16 protein-coding genes and 1 riboswitch are annotated in these 16348 nt (G+C 53.8%); of the genes, 8 read left to right on the top strand and 8 right to left on the bottom strand.

Features of this window, described 5'->3' with window-relative positions:
- Positions 1–14 precede the first annotated feature (14 nt).
- The 4 genes from eno (at position 15) to crcB (ending at position 2701) form a co-directional block, all read left to right on the top strand.
- Positions 15–1301 carry a phosphopyruvate hydratase gene (gene eno / locus EDF75_RS04155; RefSeq protein WP_133597253.1) on the top strand — a complete coding sequence of 429 codons (1287 nt, stop codon included), beginning with the start codon at positions 15–17 and terminating at the stop codon, positions 1299–1301.
- A 53-nt stretch (positions 1302–1354) separates the two neighbouring features.
- Positions 1355–1537 carry a hypothetical protein gene (locus EDF75_RS04150; RefSeq protein WP_045854729.1) on the top strand — a complete coding sequence of 61 codons (183 nt, stop codon included), beginning with the start codon at positions 1355–1357 and terminating at the stop codon, positions 1535–1537.
- A 70-nt stretch (positions 1538–1607) separates the two neighbouring features.
- Positions 1608–2294: a 2,3-bisphosphoglycerate-dependent phosphoglycerate mutase gene (locus EDF75_RS04145; protein WP_133597251.1), complete on the top strand. Its 687-nt coding sequence runs from the start codon at positions 1608–1610 to the stop codon at positions 2292–2294.
- Positions 2295–2326: 32 nt separating this feature from the next.
- Positions 2327–2701 (top strand): fluoride efflux transporter CrcB, encoded by a 375-nt coding sequence (gene crcB / locus EDF75_RS04140; protein WP_133597249.1) that lies wholly within the window; start codon positions 2327–2329, stop codon positions 2699–2701.
- 52 nt (positions 2702–2753) lie between these two features.
- Here crcB and EDF75_RS04135 read toward each other — a convergent pair whose 3' ends face one another.
- The 6 genes from EDF75_RS04135 to EDF75_RS04110 all read right to left on the bottom strand — a co-directional run bounded on the left by EDF75_RS04135 (position 2754) and on the right by EDF75_RS04110 (position 10289).
- Positions 2754–4274: a MutS-related protein gene (locus EDF75_RS04135; RefSeq protein ID WP_133597247.1), complete on the bottom strand. Its 1521-nt coding sequence runs from the start codon at positions 4272–4274 to the stop codon at positions 2754–2756.
- Complete coding sequence (locus tag EDF75_RS04130; RefSeq protein WP_133597245.1) at positions 4271–5809, bottom strand: MutS-related protein; 1539 nt, start codon at positions 5807–5809, stop codon at positions 4271–4273. The genes EDF75_RS04135 and EDF75_RS04130 overlap by 4 nt, the downstream gene beginning before the upstream one ends.
- A gap of 249 nt (positions 5810–6058) precedes the next feature.
- Complete coding sequence (locus EDF75_RS04125; protein WP_243733509.1) at positions 6059–6475, bottom strand: universal stress protein; 417 nt, start codon at positions 6473–6475, stop codon at positions 6059–6061.
- Positions 6476–6516: 41 nt separating this feature from the next.
- Positions 6517–7728: a cation:proton antiporter gene (locus tag EDF75_RS04120; protein ID WP_133597241.1), complete on the bottom strand. Its 1212-nt coding sequence runs from the start codon at positions 7726–7728 to the stop codon at positions 6517–6519.
- Positions 7729–7838: 110 nt separating this feature from the next.
- A riboswitch (Fluoride riboswitch) is annotated at positions 7839–7901 on the bottom strand.
- A 309-nt stretch (positions 7902–8210) separates the two neighbouring features.
- Entirely contained in the window at positions 8211–9176 is a 966-nt protein-coding gene (locus tag EDF75_RS04115) for an alpha/beta hydrolase (RefSeq protein WP_133597239.1), read from the bottom strand.
- A gap of 234 nt (positions 9177–9410) precedes the next feature.
- Positions 9411–10289: an NAD(P)-dependent oxidoreductase gene (locus EDF75_RS04110; protein ID WP_133597237.1), complete on the bottom strand. Its 879-nt coding sequence runs from the start codon at positions 10287–10289 to the stop codon at positions 9411–9413.
- Positions 10290–10609: 320 nt separating this feature from the next.
- Here EDF75_RS04110 and EDF75_RS04105 point away from each other — a divergent pair, with 320 nt between their 5' ends.
- From EDF75_RS04105 to EDF75_RS04095, 3 genes are all read left to right on the top strand, one after another.
- The gene (locus EDF75_RS04105) at positions 10610–11053 is read left to right on the top strand and encodes a DUF2231 domain-containing protein (protein WP_133597235.1); all 444 of its coding nucleotides are present in this window, start codon (positions 10610–10612) and stop codon (positions 11051–11053) included.
- A complete protein-coding gene (locus tag EDF75_RS04100) occupies positions 11046–12350 on the top strand; it encodes a PQQ-dependent sugar dehydrogenase (RefSeq protein WP_133597234.1) in 1305 nt (434 codons plus the stop codon). The genes EDF75_RS04105 and EDF75_RS04100 overlap by 8 nt, the downstream gene beginning before the upstream one ends.
- A 196-nt stretch (positions 12351–12546) precedes the next feature.
- Positions 12547–13503 (top strand): LysR family transcriptional regulator, encoded by a 957-nt coding sequence (locus EDF75_RS04095; RefSeq protein ID WP_133597232.1) that lies wholly within the window; start codon positions 12547–12549, stop codon positions 13501–13503.
- 64 nt (positions 13504–13567) lie between these two features.
- Here the strand turns inward: EDF75_RS04095 and EDF75_RS04090 are convergent, their stop codons facing one another.
- A complete protein-coding gene (locus EDF75_RS04090; protein ID WP_133597230.1) occupies positions 13568–14032 on the bottom strand; it encodes a NanQ anomerase/TabA/YiaL family protein in 465 nt (154 codons plus the stop codon).
- Between the two features lie 47 nt (positions 14033–14079).
- On the bottom strand, positions 14080–15102 hold the full coding sequence (locus EDF75_RS04085; RefSeq protein WP_133597228.1) for a LacI family DNA-binding transcriptional regulator: 1023 nt from the start codon (positions 15100–15102) through the stop codon (positions 14080–14082).
- A 230-nt stretch (positions 15103–15332) separates the two neighbouring features.
- Between EDF75_RS04085 and EDF75_RS04080 the strand changes: the two genes are divergently transcribed.
- Positions 15333–16346, top strand: coding sequence for a dihydroxyacetone kinase subunit DhaK (locus EDF75_RS04080; RefSeq protein WP_133597226.1), 1014 nt, complete (start codon positions 15333–15335; stop codon positions 16344–16346).
- The last annotated feature ends 2 nt before the right edge of the window (positions 16347–16348 follow it).

Below are 16348 nucleotides of genomic sequence, written 5' to 3'. Positions count from 1 at the left end.
AATAAGGTCATTGTATGAGCTATGAAATCGAACGCGTAATTGCCAGAGAAATTCTGGACTCCCGGGGTAATCCGACCGTAGAAGTGGAAGTGACCGCTGCCGGCGGGCGCACGGCGCGAGCGTCGGTGCCTTCCGGCGCCAGCACCGGATCCCGTGAGGCGATTGAGCGTCGCGACGGCGACGGGCAGCGTTTTGGCGGCAAGGGGGTGCTGGATGCCGTTCACAGCATCAATACGGAAATTCACGATGCTCTGCAGGGCTACGACGTCCGCCGGCAGAAGGATATCGATAGCCGCCTGATTGCCCTGGACGGGACGGAAAATAAGGGCCGGATAGGCGCCAACGCCATCCTCGGCGTCTCCCTGGCCGTGGCTCGTCTCGCCGCCCAGCTCTCCGGCATCCCGCTGTACCGGTATCTGGGCGGCGTCGGCGCTAATCTGCTTCCGGTCCCGTGCATGAATATCATTAACGGCGGGGTCCACGCCCGCTGGCAGGGCGCCGACTTTCAGGAGTTTATGATTGCGCCCTGGGGGGCCTCCTCCGTGCGCGAGGCTATTCGCTGGGGCAGCGAGGTGTATCAGAATCTGCGTCAGGTTTTACTTGAAAAAGGCCTCTCCACCGGCGTGGGTGACGAGGGGGGATTTGCGCCGGTGGTCTCCTCCAACCGGCAGCCGCTGGAGCTGATTGTTGAAGCCATTAAAAGAGCCGGCTACCGGCCTGGCGAAGATATCGCGATCTGCGTGGATCCGGCATCCAGCGAGTTTTACAAAGAGGGAAAATACGCCCTGCGCACGGAAAATGCCCGCCTCAGCGCCGAGGAGATGACCCGCTACTATGAGCAGCTGGTGGGCGAGTTCCCGATCGTCCTGATTGAAGATGGCCTCGCGGAGGACGACTGGGCCGGCTGGAAAATCCTTAGCGATGCGCTCAGCGATAAAATCGAGCTGGTGGGTGACGACATTTTTGTGACCAACGTGAAATATATCCGGCGCGGCATTGATGAAAATCTGGCCAACGCGGCGCTGATTAAGCTCAATCAGATAGGCACCCTGAGCGAAACGATTGAGGCCGTGCAGCTGTGTCAGGACCACGGCTGGGGGACCTTTATATCGCACCGCAGCGGGGAAACCGTGGACAGCTTTATTGCGGATATGACCGTAGGGCTTCGCGCCGGGCACCTGAAAACCGGCGCCCCCAGCCGCGGGGAGCGGATTGAGAAATACAATCAGCTGATGCGAATTGAAGATGAGCTGGGCGATGCGGCCGTCTTTGCGGGTAAGTCCGCCTTTAAAAAACGCTAACCCCGTGCCCCCTCCCGTACCGCAGGTGCGGGAGGCTATAAAGGAAGCCCGCCGTGAAGCCAAAAATCCTTTTACTGTCGACGGCCGTCGGGATCCTGAGTACCTGGCTGGTATTCCTGATTGCTGACCTCTTTTTTGCTGCCCGGGCGGATGATTACCCGGCGGCAGCCATTGCTTTGTTTATCGGGAGCTGCGGCCATTTTCTGACCCGCCACCTCCTGAGCAAAGCGGCATAAATGCGCAGGTCGTCGCTTCAGCATGCCGGGTAATTCTGGACATTTACCATCAACTAACGGGTTCCTGGTCATGGGAAAAATCATCTTATTACGCCACGGGGAAAGCATCTGGAATCAGCAGAACCGTTTTACCGGCTGGACAGACGTCCCGCTGACCCTGAAGGGAATAGAAGAAGCGCGGCACGCGGCCAGGCTGATAAAACGGTCGGGTATAGAGATAGATTCAGCGTGCACCTCCGTTCTGAACCGGGCCATACACTCGCTGTGGCTGATTATGGATACGCTGAATCAGCTGTGGCTGCCGGTGAACAAATCCTGGCGGCTGAATGAACGCCACTACGGCGCTCTTCAGAGCATGAATAAGGATGAAGCGGCCCAGCGGATGGGGGAGAAGCTGGTTTACCACTGGCGCAGAAGCTATCGGGGCATCCCCCCGCCGCTGACCGAGGATCCGGGGCACCTTCACCGCGATGCGCGCTATCGCCACGTGGCCCTGGCAGACCTTCCTGCCGGAGAAAGCCTGGAGATGGCGCAGCGGAGAATTCAGCCCTACTGGCAGCATGTCGTCGCCCCGCGCGTGGTCAGCGGGGAAACGGTGCTGCTCGTTGGGCACGCCAATATGCTGCGGGCGCTGACGATGCTCCTCGAGCAGACCGACGAAAATGAGGTGATGAACCTGCATATTCCCTGCGGGGTCCCGGTTCTTTACGAAATTAACGAAAACGAAACTATCCGCGGCGGCGCTCCTCTGGAGTAAGCGCCGACGGTCCCGTACATCTGTGAGGTTTTATGTATAAATCATTATTCGCCGTGGTTATCGGCGGATCGCTGGGCTGCGTGATCCGCTGGGTGCTCTCCATGCGTCTTAATGGCTCCTTTCCTAATCTACCGCCGGGCACCCTGCTGGTTAATTTGATCGGCGGATTTATTATCGGACTCGCCCTGGCCTTTTTTGTCAGACAGCCGCATCTGGATCCGGCGTGGAAGTTTTTTATTACCACCGGCCTGTGCGGCGGCATGACGACGTTTTCCACCTTCTCTGCCGAGGTTGTGGTGCTGCTTCAGAACGGTAATTATTCGTGGGCCGTCATTTCGGTGCTGACGCACGTCTTTGGTTCGCTGCTGATGACCGCCGCCGGCTTTTTGGTCATGACGGTAATATAGAGGAGATCTCTCCGTTCCGCGGTCCCTGGAACGGAGAGCCCGCTCGGTGCCGCTATTTAGCCCGGGAAACGGGTAAATCAGGGGTAAAAACCGCCTGAAAGAGATCTTCCCCGTAGCTGGTATCCAGCGGTGCGCCTTGCGCGATCCGGAACGTCCTGACGCCATCGTCGCCTCTTTCGGCGCAGAGGTAGAGGGTATCCTGGTGATACTCCTGATAAAACGCGCAGGCAAATTCTGCGCTGTGGGTAACAAAAAATAGCTTAACCCGGCTTTCCGCCAGCGCGGTAACGATCCCCCTGATAATATCCGCGCCTTCCCTGCTATTGGTTGCGGAAAAAGATTCATTAAATAAGACCAGATCGTCCTTCTGCAGAAGATTCATGATATCCCGCATCCGCCTGAGCTCTTCATCGAGCTTCCCGCTGACCATGTGGCTGTCCTCTTCACATTTGTAATGGGTGAAAATCTGCCTGCAGATATCGGTACTGAAACACTCTGCGCAGACGAACATTCCGCTCTGCATCATCACCTGCGCCAGGCCAATACTGCGCAAAAAAGTGGACTTCCCGCCCTGATTGGCGCCGGTAATGATAAACGTATTTTTATTATCAGTTTTCAACGTATTACTGACGATATTCTTGCCGGCCGCCAGCGCCAGGCAGACGTCGTACAGTGATTCAAAAACCAGATGGCGCTCTCGCCGGTATATCGGCACGGGGAAACAGCGGGGCATATTGAGCTTATTGAGCGCCTGCGCAAGGTTAATGCAGGACACATAGAACCCGAGCTCGACGCGCAGCGATTTGAAAAAATTGAGCAGATGCGCGGTCGACTGCGCCATCGCGCTGGCAACCAGCACAAGCCCCCGATCCTGTAAATCACTGAGCGCCCGGAAACCATTTTCATCGCGCGGGGCTATCTGAACCGTATAGCGTTCCGGCTTTTTGGCGAAAAAACGTCGCAACCATCCCTGAGTCGGGGGATTGGGTTGCCTGAGAATGTACTCCTCTCCCCTGTTTCCCACTCCGAGCCTCGCGCTCATTAATATCCCTTTTTTGAAGGTCATCTGTTTAAGATGCTCTTCGATAACGCCGAGATAGGCCTCATTCAGCTCCTGAATAAGCATGGAAAATAGTCGGGCCATTCCTGGAGATTCAAAATGAGAAAGATTTTTTTCCGCAATACTGCGGATCTTTCTTAAGTTTGCCAGCAGGAAGCGGGTAAAGGTAATCGACTGATGCAGCACCGCCGAGGGGTAATGGCCGAAGACGCCGTAGTGGAGATGTTCCTTCTCCATTGCCAGACACTCCACCACGACCTGATAAAACTCGCCGATCGCCTGCGGGTTATACAGACAGTCCCTGAGGATAGCCTGCCGGTATTCAATATCCTGAACCTCCGAAAGGAGCTGCGAGCAGGCCTTTTTGACTACCGAGTATAAAAACGCATCCCCGCCAGAAAGCGCCTGAAATAGCACATTGAGCTCCAGATCCTTCATCATGACGTTGAAGCTATCCGCAAAGAGATCGTCCACAATAAAGTCCGCATCTTTGTACATCAGCCAGGCTTTCATCCGTTTAACCTCGCTTTAATTTTCTCATCGGTGAGCCCGTATTTCTGAACCAGCGTTGTCGACCAGGCCACGCCGTCCGCGGGCTTCCTGATAATTTTATAGGTTCTGGACGCCTGGCTATCGTTTTCAACGGTACTCATCATGCTGACAATGGCCCGATCCAACCCGCTGAGCTCATCAATAAACGTCACGCAGAGACAAAACGCATCCAGCTTGAGTATTTTTTCTATAATGCGGGTACCCAGATATATCGCATCGTGGGATGTCGTTGAGGTGAATATTTCATTCATGATAATGAGGCTTTGCGAGGTGGCCGCATCGAGTATCGCTTTTATTCTTACCAGGTCATCATGCAGTTTCCCCCGCAGATTATGAATATTTTCACTTTTTTCAAAATGCGTGAAAATATTATCCGTGAGAAACAGATTCGCTTCCTTTGCCGGAACATACAGCCCCAGCAGTGCAAGGTAGTGGAGCTGGCCCACCATTCTGGCGAAAGTGGTCTTGCCGCCCTGGTTAGGACCGGTGATCGCTAAAATACGTTCTCCCCCCTGCAGGTGAAAATCGTTGCAGACCACCGTGTGTTCTTTCTCCAAAAGGGTATCAGCAAGCGCTAAATCAAACGCGGCGGCAACGGCGATCTCTTTTTTGTGGCGATTGATCTGCGGGATACAAAACGCCAGCCCTCGCTGCTGGAATTTACGGATGTAGGCGATGCTGGCGAGATAAAACTGGATTTCGCGTTCAAAAACCACCAGCGTACGGCACTGATACTCTTGATGAGATTCGATAAACCCATCAAGCCCGGAAAATATAGCCGGAAAAAGCCTGGCAACACGATCGAGGATCCTGGCTTCAACATCATTCATATAGCCGTCATGGCTTTTAAGATCCACCTCAGCCTGTACATCGCGCTGTTTAAACTTAGCAAAAACGTTGAGAACGGTATCACTGTAGTTTATTTCATTGGCATAACGGCAAACGCTAATTGTGTCACCTTTTATCTTCAGGCTATAGCGAATGGTATCTATTTGATGTTGTATTTTTAGGGCTGTGGCAGATAGCCGCGTAAAAGCGTCGCTTTCAACGTAGCGAATAAGATAGCTTTTGAAATTCGTCATCCCGCAGGAGCTCAGGGGCAGTGCGCATAGCCGATCGCGCAGCGCCGTCACCGCCTGGCAGTAAAGAAGGATACATTCCAGCTGCCAGCGCCTGTGCTGATAGTGGTAGTAGCGGTTTTCCTTTTTCCCGGCAATCCCCCTGATTTTTTGCATGCTGGATGAATATTCCATAAGCGCGCTATAGAGATTTTCATTAGCCACATCCTGAATAACCCCCTGGCGATAGTAGATATCCTCCTGGTACTCGAGAGGAGAGTAAAAGCAGGGTTTTATATCGTACTCTTCCCGCCCATGGATTATCGCACCAACAACTTTATCAAGATTAAGATCTGAGAAGCACGCGGGCTCATGGATGCTAAGGTGATGTTTTTGGCTTCCGTCAAGGCTGGCATATAATATGCTAATAAACTCCATAGTCCCTCCAGGCTATTATTCCGGATATATCCCCACGGCTCTGCCTCATTTCATTTCGCCGGCTAACTGCCGGATAATAAAACTGGCATGCTGCTATACTGTTCCTGTTGCCAAAGGGAGGCCAGCATGGGTTATTTAGTTATGGCGTTGATTCTCTTCATTCTCGGCATTATTTGCGTTTATGCTTTTGCGTTATGGTCACCGCGGCGAATATCGCGTAAAAAACGCCACAAAAAATAATATTGCCGATCATTTGCGGATCACCGTCACGGGACAGCGGGCGTGATCCACGACCTGCCGGGCGACGGAACCCAGCAGCCAGCGGGAAAATTGCGTGTTCCCCCGGTGCCCAACGACAATATGATCGATATCATGACCATCGGCATAGCGCAGAATTTGTTCTGCCGGATGTCCCATTGCAACATGAAACCGGGTCTCCTTTTTCAGCTCCGGATACTGTTTTTTCAGACTCCTCATCATCTGGTTGAAATAAGCGCGCGTGCGGCTAACGAAATCCTGCATTTCCACTTCACCGCCAAACTCAGGCAGCTGACACACGGCAATAACGTGCAGCACGCTATTAAAATGGCGGGCAAGTTCAAAGGCGAAATCCATCGCCTCTTTTGCTGGATCCGAACCATCGTAGGCAATCAGTATGTTATTCATCACGATATTATCCTCTTCACGTCAGGCTCGATGGATGGAGCTCAATGGGGTCGTTGGCCCTTTTTTTCCGCCACGTCATCTGCGGTCATCCGATGAGAATCATGTTCAGGAAGGAGATGACGTGGCAGGAAAAAGGCATTAGCGATCAGGGTCGGGATCACCGCGCTGCCGATCACGGCGGCGACCAGCGATGAATACTGCGCTTCGTCGATCAGATGATGCGACAGCCCAAAAAGGGCCGAGATGGTGCCAAACGTGAGCCCGGTTGACATCAGCAGCGTGGTGTACATTCCCTCCTGATGCGATGAACCATAGAACCGGCTGAGCGGATAAACCCCCGCCAGCTTGCTGGCCATTTTCACCGCCAGCAGCAGCAGAAACGCTCCCGGCGCCCCCGCCAAAGCGGGTAAAGAGACCAGCGAGCCCGCGCGAATAAAGTAGAACGGCGTCAGCAGCCCAAACGTCATGGTTCTGAGGCGGCGGATAAGGGCGTGATCCTTACCTACGGTCCCCGCCAGCACCATCCCAATCAGATACGCCGGCAGCACGGCTTCGCTATCGGCCCAGGTCGCCAGCCCTCCCAGCGCGAACAGGCAGAGCATCAGAAATTTAGCTTCGAGCTCAGAGGGGCGTTCGCCGAAGCGTTTAAAAAATCGCGGCGTTAGCCAGGGGAGCAGAAATGCGGCCGCCGCCATAGCGCCGGTGAAGGCCAGGGTCTTCAGCGTAAAAGGTGCAAAAATCAGCCCCAGGGCAATCACCGTGGCCAGATCGGTAACGAAGCAGGCGGCGAGCACCATTTTTCCATATCCGGTGGTATTAATACCGAGTTCCAGCATGACGGCGTATACCACCGCCACCGACGTCGTCGACATGGCAATACCCGCGAGCCAGCTTGCCGGAAGGCTCCACGCCAGCCCCCAGTAGGCCAGGGCTGAGCAGAGAAAAAAGGGAAGGAAAAAACTCATCAGGCCGACAATAAGCGCCTGTTTCCACTGCTTTCTGAATACCGCGGGATCGAGCTCGGCGCCGGCAAGAAAGGTTAACAGTATTGCTCCTGCCCCGGATAAAAACTGCACCCAGCTGGCGTCTCCCGCCAGAATCGTCGCCCCCAGCAGCGCGCCAATCACCAGCTGGGCAATCGTTCCAACCACAATTTCGGAAAGCGCGGTGGCGATGCGCAGATAAATGGATGCCAGAGTGGCGACCAGCGCCAGGCCCAGCCACAGCGCGGCCTGGAACCAAATTTGAGTCATAGGAGCCCCCGTAAAAAACGGGCTGGCTGAGCGGGATTAAGAACTAAAGTAGCGTGATGCATAACGACTCCTACACAAATAGGGACCCACACTCATAGAGTCAGGATCGAGATTGCGTAGGCATCATCAGCCAAAAGGGCGGTTAAAGGAGGAATGCCATCTCCTGTACAAAAAGTAGCAATGAACGAGGATATTTGCCAGCGGGGGAAGCTGTTTTTTTAAAGGCAGGAGTGCGCGTTAAATTCACTTCCAGCGACTCTGAAGGGCGCTGTTGCCTTAATGACCGCCGTCAAACGTCTTGCCCCGTGAAGCCCTACGAGCCAGTGGCGGAGGCTCGCTTCCCGCTATTTCCGACACCAACATCGCCAACCGGACCGAACCTACCCGATGCAGGTGGGGCTGCATTTCTGATAACAGCCGACCGCGCATCATAAGCTGATAAATAGGGGCCGTGGACAGCGCAGCCCGCCCACAGCCTCCCTTCAACGGCTGGCGGACTTATCACATTGTGATATTCCGAGCGTCCTCCCGGTACTCATGTGCAATAACGCGCTCCGAAAAGAGGCGTTCAACATCGGTCCGTGCGTCACCCCGGGATAATCCCAGTATTCCACCGCGAGCCCACTTTTCCGCATGGCGGACACGCCGTTGTGGATTTTACTCATAGTATCAGTAGGTTGAGTTTGCGCATTTTTCCCCGGAGATGCGGATCCCTCCATGAAAAACAAACTCTTATGACAATATTGCGCTTTATCGCTCGCCGTTAGCCGGGCTAATAACGAGAAATTGTCTCTTCCCAAAGAGGGGCTGGCGCTGTAGTACGAACGGAAGAAAGAGGATGATAGCCACGAATCCAGGACGAACAGACCGCCGTAAGAATGCCCCCAGACACCGCGCCGCTCAGGATCGATTTTAATTCCCCGTTCTGCATTCGGCGCGATACGCATCTCCAGAAGCCGGCGAAAATCTTCGCTGCCGCCGCCTTTACGCTGGTAGCGCCCGCTCTTCCCCACCGCCTCCCCGCTCTTCACTTCCAGCGCGGGCGTATAATCATAAGCCCGGGCATTCAGATCGAAGGGTAAGTTGGTCTGGTAACCAACGGCGACAATGACGGGAGGGGATTTTTCCGCAAGCTGCTTAAGCAACGGCTCCGACAGACGATCCATCACCGCATTGCCATCCAGCATATAAAGGATGGGGTAACCCGACGCCGGCGCTTTTTTATCCGGAATACCGGTCCAGACCCGGTAATGTCTCCTTCCGTCAGCCGAGTCGAAATTTTCGACCCTGAAATGGTAAAACGCAGAGCCGCGATCGGCGATATTCGGCCCCAGCGGCGCCATATCCGGTTTAGCATACCCTTTCGCGCCGTAGAGGAGAGCCACACAAACGAGCGCTGAAAACAGCATCCTGCGACGCCCCCCGTTTCGATACTCGCGAGCGTACATCCGTTATTATTCCTTTTTTAGCGGTGAAATTTAAACTTACTACATTACATACGGTTAGCAGAAATGGCTATCGAAACAGGCGGGTAGGCTACGGCGGCGCCGGGCCATCGATAAGCGCCGCGCCATCACGCATCATCATGACCGCCGGTATAAACGCTGGTGCAACCGCCGCGTCTCTGGGCCAGGCGAAGAGCGCGGCGGGTTTAACGCCGCATTCACCCAGGCCCTCTACGCTCAGCGCTTGTCTGCCGGCTGGCCCGCAAGCCAGGCATAAACCGCCGCCAGATCCTGACCGGCATAGCCATCTGCGGCGGCCTCTTCCCAGCAATCGGCGATTTTGCTCAGGATTGGCAGCTCCGTGTCTGCGGCCGCATCGAGCGCCAGATTGGCATCTTTTAGCGCGTGGCCGAGCTGCATTTGCGCAGGAAAACGGTTTTCCGCAATCATCTCCAGCTTGCCTTTGACATAGGGTGCCGCCAGAGGACCGCCATCCAGCGCTTGCCAGAACTCTGCCGGGGTAAAGCCTAATTTTGCCGCCAGCAATGCGCTCTCGGCCACGCCTTCCATCATCGTAATCAGCCAGGCGTTCAGCACGAGCTTCATTTTCTGACTGCTGCCGGCCTCACCAAACCATTGCGTGCGGCGCGCAATGGCGGCAAACACGCGCTCAGCCGCCGCGCTTCGCTGACGATCGCCGCTGGCGAGTACCAGAATTTGCGCATTCTCGGCCGGTTTTTTGGTCCCCGAAACCGGGGCATCGAGATAGGTTGACGAAGGAGACAGGGATTCCAGCAGGCCGATGGCTTCCCGGGTCTCCTCAACGCCAATGGTCCCCATCTGGCAAAAAACAACCCCTTCCCGGCACCCCGGGGCGATCTGCTGGATCACCTGCAGGGTAGCTTGCGCATCGGTCAGGACTGACAGAATCACCTCGGCAGATTCCACCGCCTGCTGCGGCGTCGCATGTTGGATGAGCCCGTCGGCCAGCAGATCGTCCCCGCGTTCTGGCGAACGGTTCCAGCCGTGGACGGTGAAACCATTTTTTAGCAGATTGCTGGCAAAAGCGTGCCCCATCGCACCCAGCCCAAGAACGGCGACAACCGGTAAATTCATTCCATACTCTCCCACATCACGATTAACATCCCGCGCAGTTTCCCCTGGTTTTGCCCGGAGCGCTCTGCGTAGTCGATTTAGCTGAATATCACCATAACTAACTATAACACCATCAGGTATGGTGATTTCTGCAAAACAGATTTCCGCATATTGATATATCGAACTTATTAACAATATGTATAATTATTTCCGTGTTTATAATGTTAATACAGACTCATTAGTCGGGTTATTTAGCATGCTGTCATTCGCCTCTTCTCATAACGTTATTGACAGCAGAAACCTCCGCACGCCTTTATTCTCCCTGACGAGGAACTGATAATATGAGTGAAAACTCTTATGGCCGGCGTAATACGCTGGCGACGATAATTTATAATCTTCTCAACCCCGTGCCGTATGGCTTTTTTATTGCCGGATGGATTTTTGATATTATTTATCTCTATAGTACCAACGTCATGTGGGGAAAAAGCGCCAGCTGGCTTATTGCCCTGGGGTTGATTTTCGCCATCGTTCCGCGACTGATTAACCTCGCGCAGGTCTGGTTCGTCGCCCCTTCCCCGCGACTCCCGGCGGCAAAAATTGATTTCTGGCTGAACGTCATCGCAATTCTTTCAGCCATTGTGAATTGTTTCGTCCACAGCCGCGATGCTTACGCGATTGCGCCACAAAATGTGGTCTATTCGACCCTCACCGTTATCTGCGTGCTGCTTGCCAACATTATCAGCTCCTCCTGCCATACAAAAAATAAAGGTTATCGCCATGAATAGAATATTACTGCCCCTACCAGTAATGTTAACGCTGACTTTGGTCCTTGCGGGATGTGATGAAAAAGCAAAACTGTCCCCGGATCAACAAACCGGGCCGGATCCGGTGATGCCAAAAGCACAGGATTACCTGATGCCGCCGATGCAGGTTCCGTCCGGCGTCGGCTGGAAAGCGGGCGCGCAGCCTGACGTTGCCGAGGGGCTGAGCATTGAGAAGATGGCTGACGGTTTCCTGCATCCGCGCATGGTCTACGTCCTGCCCAACGATGATGTGCTGGTGGTTGAAAGCAACGGCCCCGGCGAGGAGCCGCTGACCACGCCGAAACAGCTGATTGCCGGGATAGTAAAAAATCAGTCCGGCAAAGGCGGTAAAGGCGGTAACCGCATTACCCTGCTACGCAAAAGCGGCAGCGGCTGGGAGAAACATGTTTTCCTCGAACATCTGCACTCCCCGTTCGGCGTACAGCTGATTGGCAACAATCTGTACGTAGCCAATACCGACAGCATCATGCGTTATCCCTATCAGCAGGGCGAAACGCACATCAGCGATGCCGGAACCGAGCTCGCCGACCTGCCCAATACCATTAACCACCACTGGACCAAAGCGCTGCTGGCGAGCCCCGACGGTAAGAAGCTGTACGTCGGCGTCGGCTCCAACAGCAATATTACCGAGAACGGCCAGGACGTGGAGTACCGTCGCGCCAACGTCCTTGAGGTTGATACCGCCACGGGAGCCAGCCGGATCTTTGCCAGCGGCATCAGGAACCCGACGGGCCTCGGCTGGGAGCCGCAGAGCGGGAAGCTGTGGGCGATCGCCAACGAACGCGATGAGATAGGTGCCGATCTGGTTCCCGATTATCTGACCTCCGTTCAGGACGGCGGTTTTTACGGCTGGCCCTGGAGCTATTTCGGTCAGCACGTCGATCGCCGCGTCCAGCCGCCTCGCCCGGACAAGGTCGCCAGGGCCATCAAGCCGGACTACGCCCTGAGCTCCCACGTTGCGCCGCTGGGGATGCAGTTTTATACCGGGCAGATGCTGCCGCAAAAATACCGGGGCGGGGTCTTTATCAGCGAGCACGGCAGCTGGGATCGCTCACCGCTCAATGGCTATAAGGTCAGCTTCGTCGCCTTTAAAGATAGCAAACCGGTCGGTAAGCCGGAGAGCGTGGTCAGCGGTTTTGTCTCACGGGATGAGAAAGAGCTGTATGGCGCTCCGGTAGGGCTTGCCCAGGATAATCAGGGGGCGTTAATTATCGCCGATGATGTCGGAAATACCGTCTGGCGCGTCACGGCAAAATAACGTTATGCCATTAATCATCCGGCTTCCTGCCGTTGGGGAAGCCATTTTTATGCATCGACCATCAGTATCCATGAATATTGCAGGGAATACCTGAGGAAGCAAAGTGATAAGCTGTAAAGTCAGGACCGTTATTGCTGAGTGGTTACACCAATGGGTTGCTGAAAAGACATTCATCATAAATGAGACGTAAAATTCGATGAACCATTTATCCGCAATCAGGACCTTTGTCAGCGCCGCCGATCATAAAAGTTTTAGCGCCGCAGCCAAAGCGTTAAATATAGAAGTATCAACCGCCTCTCGTCATATTTCTGAACTGGAAGAGTATTTACAGGTGACGCTGTTTAACCGCTCCACCCGCGGATTAACGCTGACGGAAACCGGGGATTTTTTCTACTCTCATGCCCGACAGCTGCTCCTGCAATGGGAGGAAGCGCGCCATTTAACTTCCGCGCTGGATAAACACCCTTCCGGACTGCTGCGCATCAGCGTACCCAGCACCTTTGGCCGGCTACACGTCATGCCTTTTGTCGATGAGTTTCTCCGCCTGCACCCCAACATCTCTCTGGATATCAGTTTTAATGATGAGATCCAGGATCTGATTGAAGCGCGAATAGATCTGAGTATCCGCATTGGGGTGCTGCCGGACTCCTCCATTCACGCTCGCAAACTGGCCTCTCAGACGCGCGCCGCCTGGGCCAGCCCGCGGTGGATCGCGCAAAACAGCCCTCCGGTCGTTCCCGGCGCCGACGGCGACGGTCAGAAGGAGATGAATATTGTGATGTTTTCTCGCCTGCACGGCGCCGGGTGGTATACGCGCAGAGCCGGATCGGAAGATGAATGGCAGCGGATACCGATTAACTATCGGCTTAGCGTCAGCGATAGCGCCGCGATGCTTTATGCCTGCTGCAACCACGGCGGGATTGCGATTCTGCCCAACTGGCTATCCCGCGAGGAGGAGGAAAAAGGCCATATCCAGCGGGTCTTTCCGGACTGGGAGTTTAGTATGTTCCCCAGCGAAACCGCCATCTGGATGCTCTATCCGCAAAAGCGGATTTTACCGCACAAGGTCAGAACCTTTATTGATTTTATGGTTGAGAAAGTCGGAACGCCGCCGTACTGGGAAGATAATGCCCCGTCTCACAGCGAACGGTAGCCCGCCTTCAGGATTAACGCAACGGTCGTCAGCAACCCTTGCGTTAATCACGCCGCGTTCACTCTTACCGAGGATAAGGGAATTTCACCACCAGCTTTTTGACGCGACCGGCGCGACCGGCGGTATGGCACATCGGTTTATGAATTTCTCCTGGATAAAAAACAATAAACTCGCCCTTGTTCAGCACCACTGAACCATTTGTACTACCGTGTTCTAAAAAATAAAGATCGGTTGCGGCAGGCGCTACCCCGTACTCATCTGCATCTGGCGGAGTGGTCCTGAAGTAAATTGTTTCCGAGCCGTTAATCACCAGCTGAATATCGCCATAGAGTTTATGAAACTCGGCTTTATGACCAGTTTCAGGTTTGGTTTCATCTTCGCTGATAATATAGAACCACTCCTGTCCTTGTACAGAATACTTCCCGGGCGGCGTATTTATCAGCGTCGACAGATCAAGTTCGGGATGATTCAGTATTTCCGTTAAAGGAGTATAATCACGACTGACATTTTCTAAGCTTGATATAATCATAATACCCTCAATAATAAGTGGCGGTTAATACAAAATAACGTAATTGCTCATGATTTTGTGGAAGGCTGGCGCACGCTGTTCCTTTTGACCAGCTCTCCGCTGAGCAACACGCTGGTATGGTTGTTATTCCGCCCCTGGTCTATTTTACTGACCAGTAAATCAACGGCGGCGGCGCCCAGTTTTTTATTCCCCACCTTCACGGTAGTCAGTGCCGGTTCCATCACCCCGGAGACAGGGAGGTCGTCAAAACCGATAACTGAAACATCGTCGGGCACGCGGAATCCACATTCATGTAGCGCTCTGATACAGCCGTAGGCGACGATGTCATTAATACAAAAATAGCCTTGCGCAATTTTTCCTGCTGCCCTGATATGGCTGAGCATGGCCTCATATGCCGATCGGGCGTTCGGACTGACGCAAACCAGATTCTCCTCTGCGGATCTCAGCCCTATCGTCGGTACCAGTTCATGAAATGCCTGCTCACGTTGTCTGAAATTTGGCGTATGCGCATCGCTGTATACCAGCCCAACATCCTCTATTCCGGCACGTTTGAAATGGTGAAGAATATTGTAAATCGCCGCGCGATTATTCATGTTAATAAAATCAAAGGGTAAAAAATCATTCACATTATCGATAATCACAAAGGGGACTGATAATCGGCGCAGGGGCGTAAAGTCCCCCTGCTCGAACTCGGTGCCAAGGATGACCAGCCCATCGGCGAGGGCTCCGCTATTCTGCGACCTGACGATCTCTTCAACGCTTTTTTTATCATAGCCTACAACCTCAAGCGCATAGCCGTATTTTCCGGCCTGTTCAATTAGCCCATCAATATATCCGCTGATAAACAGGTTATGCGCCTCGTTGATCGTTTCACCGTGTAAAGCAATTTTCAGGAATCGCAATACGCCGCGAATTTCTCGTGCCGAAGATTGCTGATAATTTAATTCATGGGCAATTTTCAGGATTTTCTCCCGCGTCTCTACGGACAATCCTTTTTTACCGTTAATCGCTATCGATACCGCGCTCAAAGAAACGTTGGCCTTTTTAGCAATATCTTTAATTTTAACCATGGTGAGAATTCAACCCTATGTATTACAAGCTTTATTTGACGATCTTTTATTTTATAAACCCTAGCCTGTTAGTGAATTTAAACATGTGACAGGAATCACAATTCTTTTTTCTTAAAATCATTTTAGTAAAATTTTAGTTTACGCCGTAGCGGACCAATTTCATTATCAAAACAGATATCCGGCGGGTATCAAGCCATTAATTAAATATCAGCCCTGTAAGGATTTACCAAATGAAGAAGTTCGTTAATACCCCTGGTGAATATGTGGCGGAAATGCTCGAGGGAATTTACGCGGCGCACCCCCGATACCTTAAATATGCCGATAACGACCGCCACTGCCTGGTGACCGCCCAGGAGACTCGCCCGGGGAAAGTTGGCATTGTCACCGGCGGCGGTTCGGGTCATCTGCCGCTGTTTCTCGGGTACGTCGGGAATAATTTGCTCGATGGCTGCGCCGTCGGCGATGTTTTTCAATCTCCGTCCGCCGATCGGATTTTACAGGTGACAAAAGCGGTGGATAAAGGGGCCGGCGTGCTTTACCTCTATGGCAATTACAGCGGAGACATCCTCAACTTCGACATGGCTTGCGAGATGGCGGAGATGGAAGATATCAGAACGCTATCCGTACGCGGGGCCGATGACGTCGGCTCGGCCCCGGCTGAGCGGGCGGCAACCCGGCGCGGCGTAGCCGGCATTTTTTTCATGTATAAAATCGCCGGCGCCGCCGCCGCGGCCGGTTTATCCCTCGATGACGTCGCCAGAGTGGCTAAACAGGCCGGCGATTGCACCAGAACGATTGGCATTGGGCTCTCACCCTGCATCATTCCTGAAGTGGGTCACGCCGCCTTCTCGGTGGCCGAGAATGAAATGGCGATTGGCATGGGTATCCATGGCGAGCCCGGAATTTCAACAGCCACGCTCGGCACCGCCGACGAAATTATTGACCGCATCCTGCCCCTGCTTCTTAACGAACTGAATTTTAACCCCGGTGACCGCGCTGCCGTTCTGCTGAATGGCCTGGGGGGCACGCCTCTGGATGAGCTTTACATTCTTTTCCGCCGGGTCAAACAAACGCTGGACGAACGCGGCATCACCGTATTCCACGCGTATCAGGGGGAGTACGCCACGGCAATGGAAATGACCGGGTTTTCATTGTCCCTTTGTAAGCTCAACGATGAGCTGGCGGGCTACCTCGCCACCTCCGCCTGTACCCCCTTCTTCTCTCAGCCGGAACTGGCTGGCTAAAG

The sequence above is a fragment of the Klebsiella sp. BIGb0149 genome (genome assembly GCF_004362605.1).
GTDB classification, from domain to species: Bacteria; Pseudomonadota; Gammaproteobacteria; order Enterobacterales; family Enterobacteriaceae; genus Klebsiella; species Klebsiella terrigena.
Note: the sequence above shows the minus strand (reverse complement) of the source record. Positions and strands in the feature narration are given on the sequence as shown.

What these genes read in the sequence shown, in the direction of transcription:
- EDF75_RS04095 (WP_133597232.1), top strand. Translation starts at nt 12,547, where the DNA reads ATGAACCATTTATCCGCAATCAGGACCTTTGTCAGCGCCGCCGATCAT.
- EDF75_RS04100 (WP_133597234.1), top strand. Translation starts at nt 11,046, where the DNA reads ATGAATAGAATATTACTGCCCCTACCAGTAATGTTAACGCTGACTTTG.
- EDF75_RS04135 (WP_133597247.1), bottom strand. Translation starts at nt 4,274, where the DNA reads ATGAAAGCCTGGCTGATGTACAAAGATGCGGACTTTATTGTGGACGAT.
- EDF75_RS04085 (WP_133597228.1), bottom strand. Translation starts at nt 15,102, where the DNA reads ATGGTTAAAATTAAAGATATTGCTAAAAAGGCCAACGTTTCTTTGAGC.
- EDF75_RS04115 (WP_133597239.1), bottom strand. Translation starts at nt 9,176, where the DNA reads ATGTACGCTCGCGAGTATCGAAACGGGGGGCGTCGCAGGATGCTGTTT.
- EDF75_RS04105 (WP_133597235.1), top strand. Translation starts at nt 10,610, where the DNA reads ATGAGTGAAAACTCTTATGGCCGGCGTAATACGCTGGCGACGATAATT.
- eno (WP_133597253.1), top strand. Translation starts at nt 15, where the DNA reads ATGAGCTATGAAATCGAACGCGTAATTGCCAGAGAAATTCTGGACTCC.
- EDF75_RS04145 (WP_133597251.1), top strand. Translation starts at nt 1,608, where the DNA reads ATGGGAAAAATCATCTTATTACGCCACGGGGAAAGCATCTGGAATCAG.
- crcB (WP_133597249.1), top strand. Translation starts at nt 2,327, where the DNA reads ATGTATAAATCATTATTCGCCGTGGTTATCGGCGGATCGCTGGGCTGC.
- EDF75_RS04110 (WP_133597237.1), bottom strand. Translation starts at nt 10,289, where the DNA reads ATGAATTTACCGGTTGTCGCCGTTCTTGGGCTGGGTGCGATGGGGCAC.
- EDF75_RS04125 (WP_243733509.1), bottom strand. Translation starts at nt 6,475, where the DNA reads ATGAATAACATACTGATTGCCTACGATGGTTCGGATCCAGCAAAAGAG.
- EDF75_RS04080 (WP_133597226.1), top strand. Translation starts at nt 15,333, where the DNA reads ATGAAGAAGTTCGTTAATACCCCTGGTGAATATGTGGCGGAAATGCTC.
- EDF75_RS04090 (WP_133597230.1), bottom strand. Translation starts at nt 14,032, where the DNA reads ATGATTATATCAAGCTTAGAAAATGTCAGTCGTGATTATACTCCTTTA.
- EDF75_RS04120 (WP_133597241.1), bottom strand. Translation starts at nt 7,728, where the DNA reads ATGACTCAAATTTGGTTCCAGGCCGCGCTGTGGCTGGGCCTGGCGCTG.
- EDF75_RS04130 (WP_133597245.1), bottom strand. Translation starts at nt 5,809, where the DNA reads ATGGAGTTTATTAGCATATTATATGCCAGCCTTGACGGAAGCCAAAAA.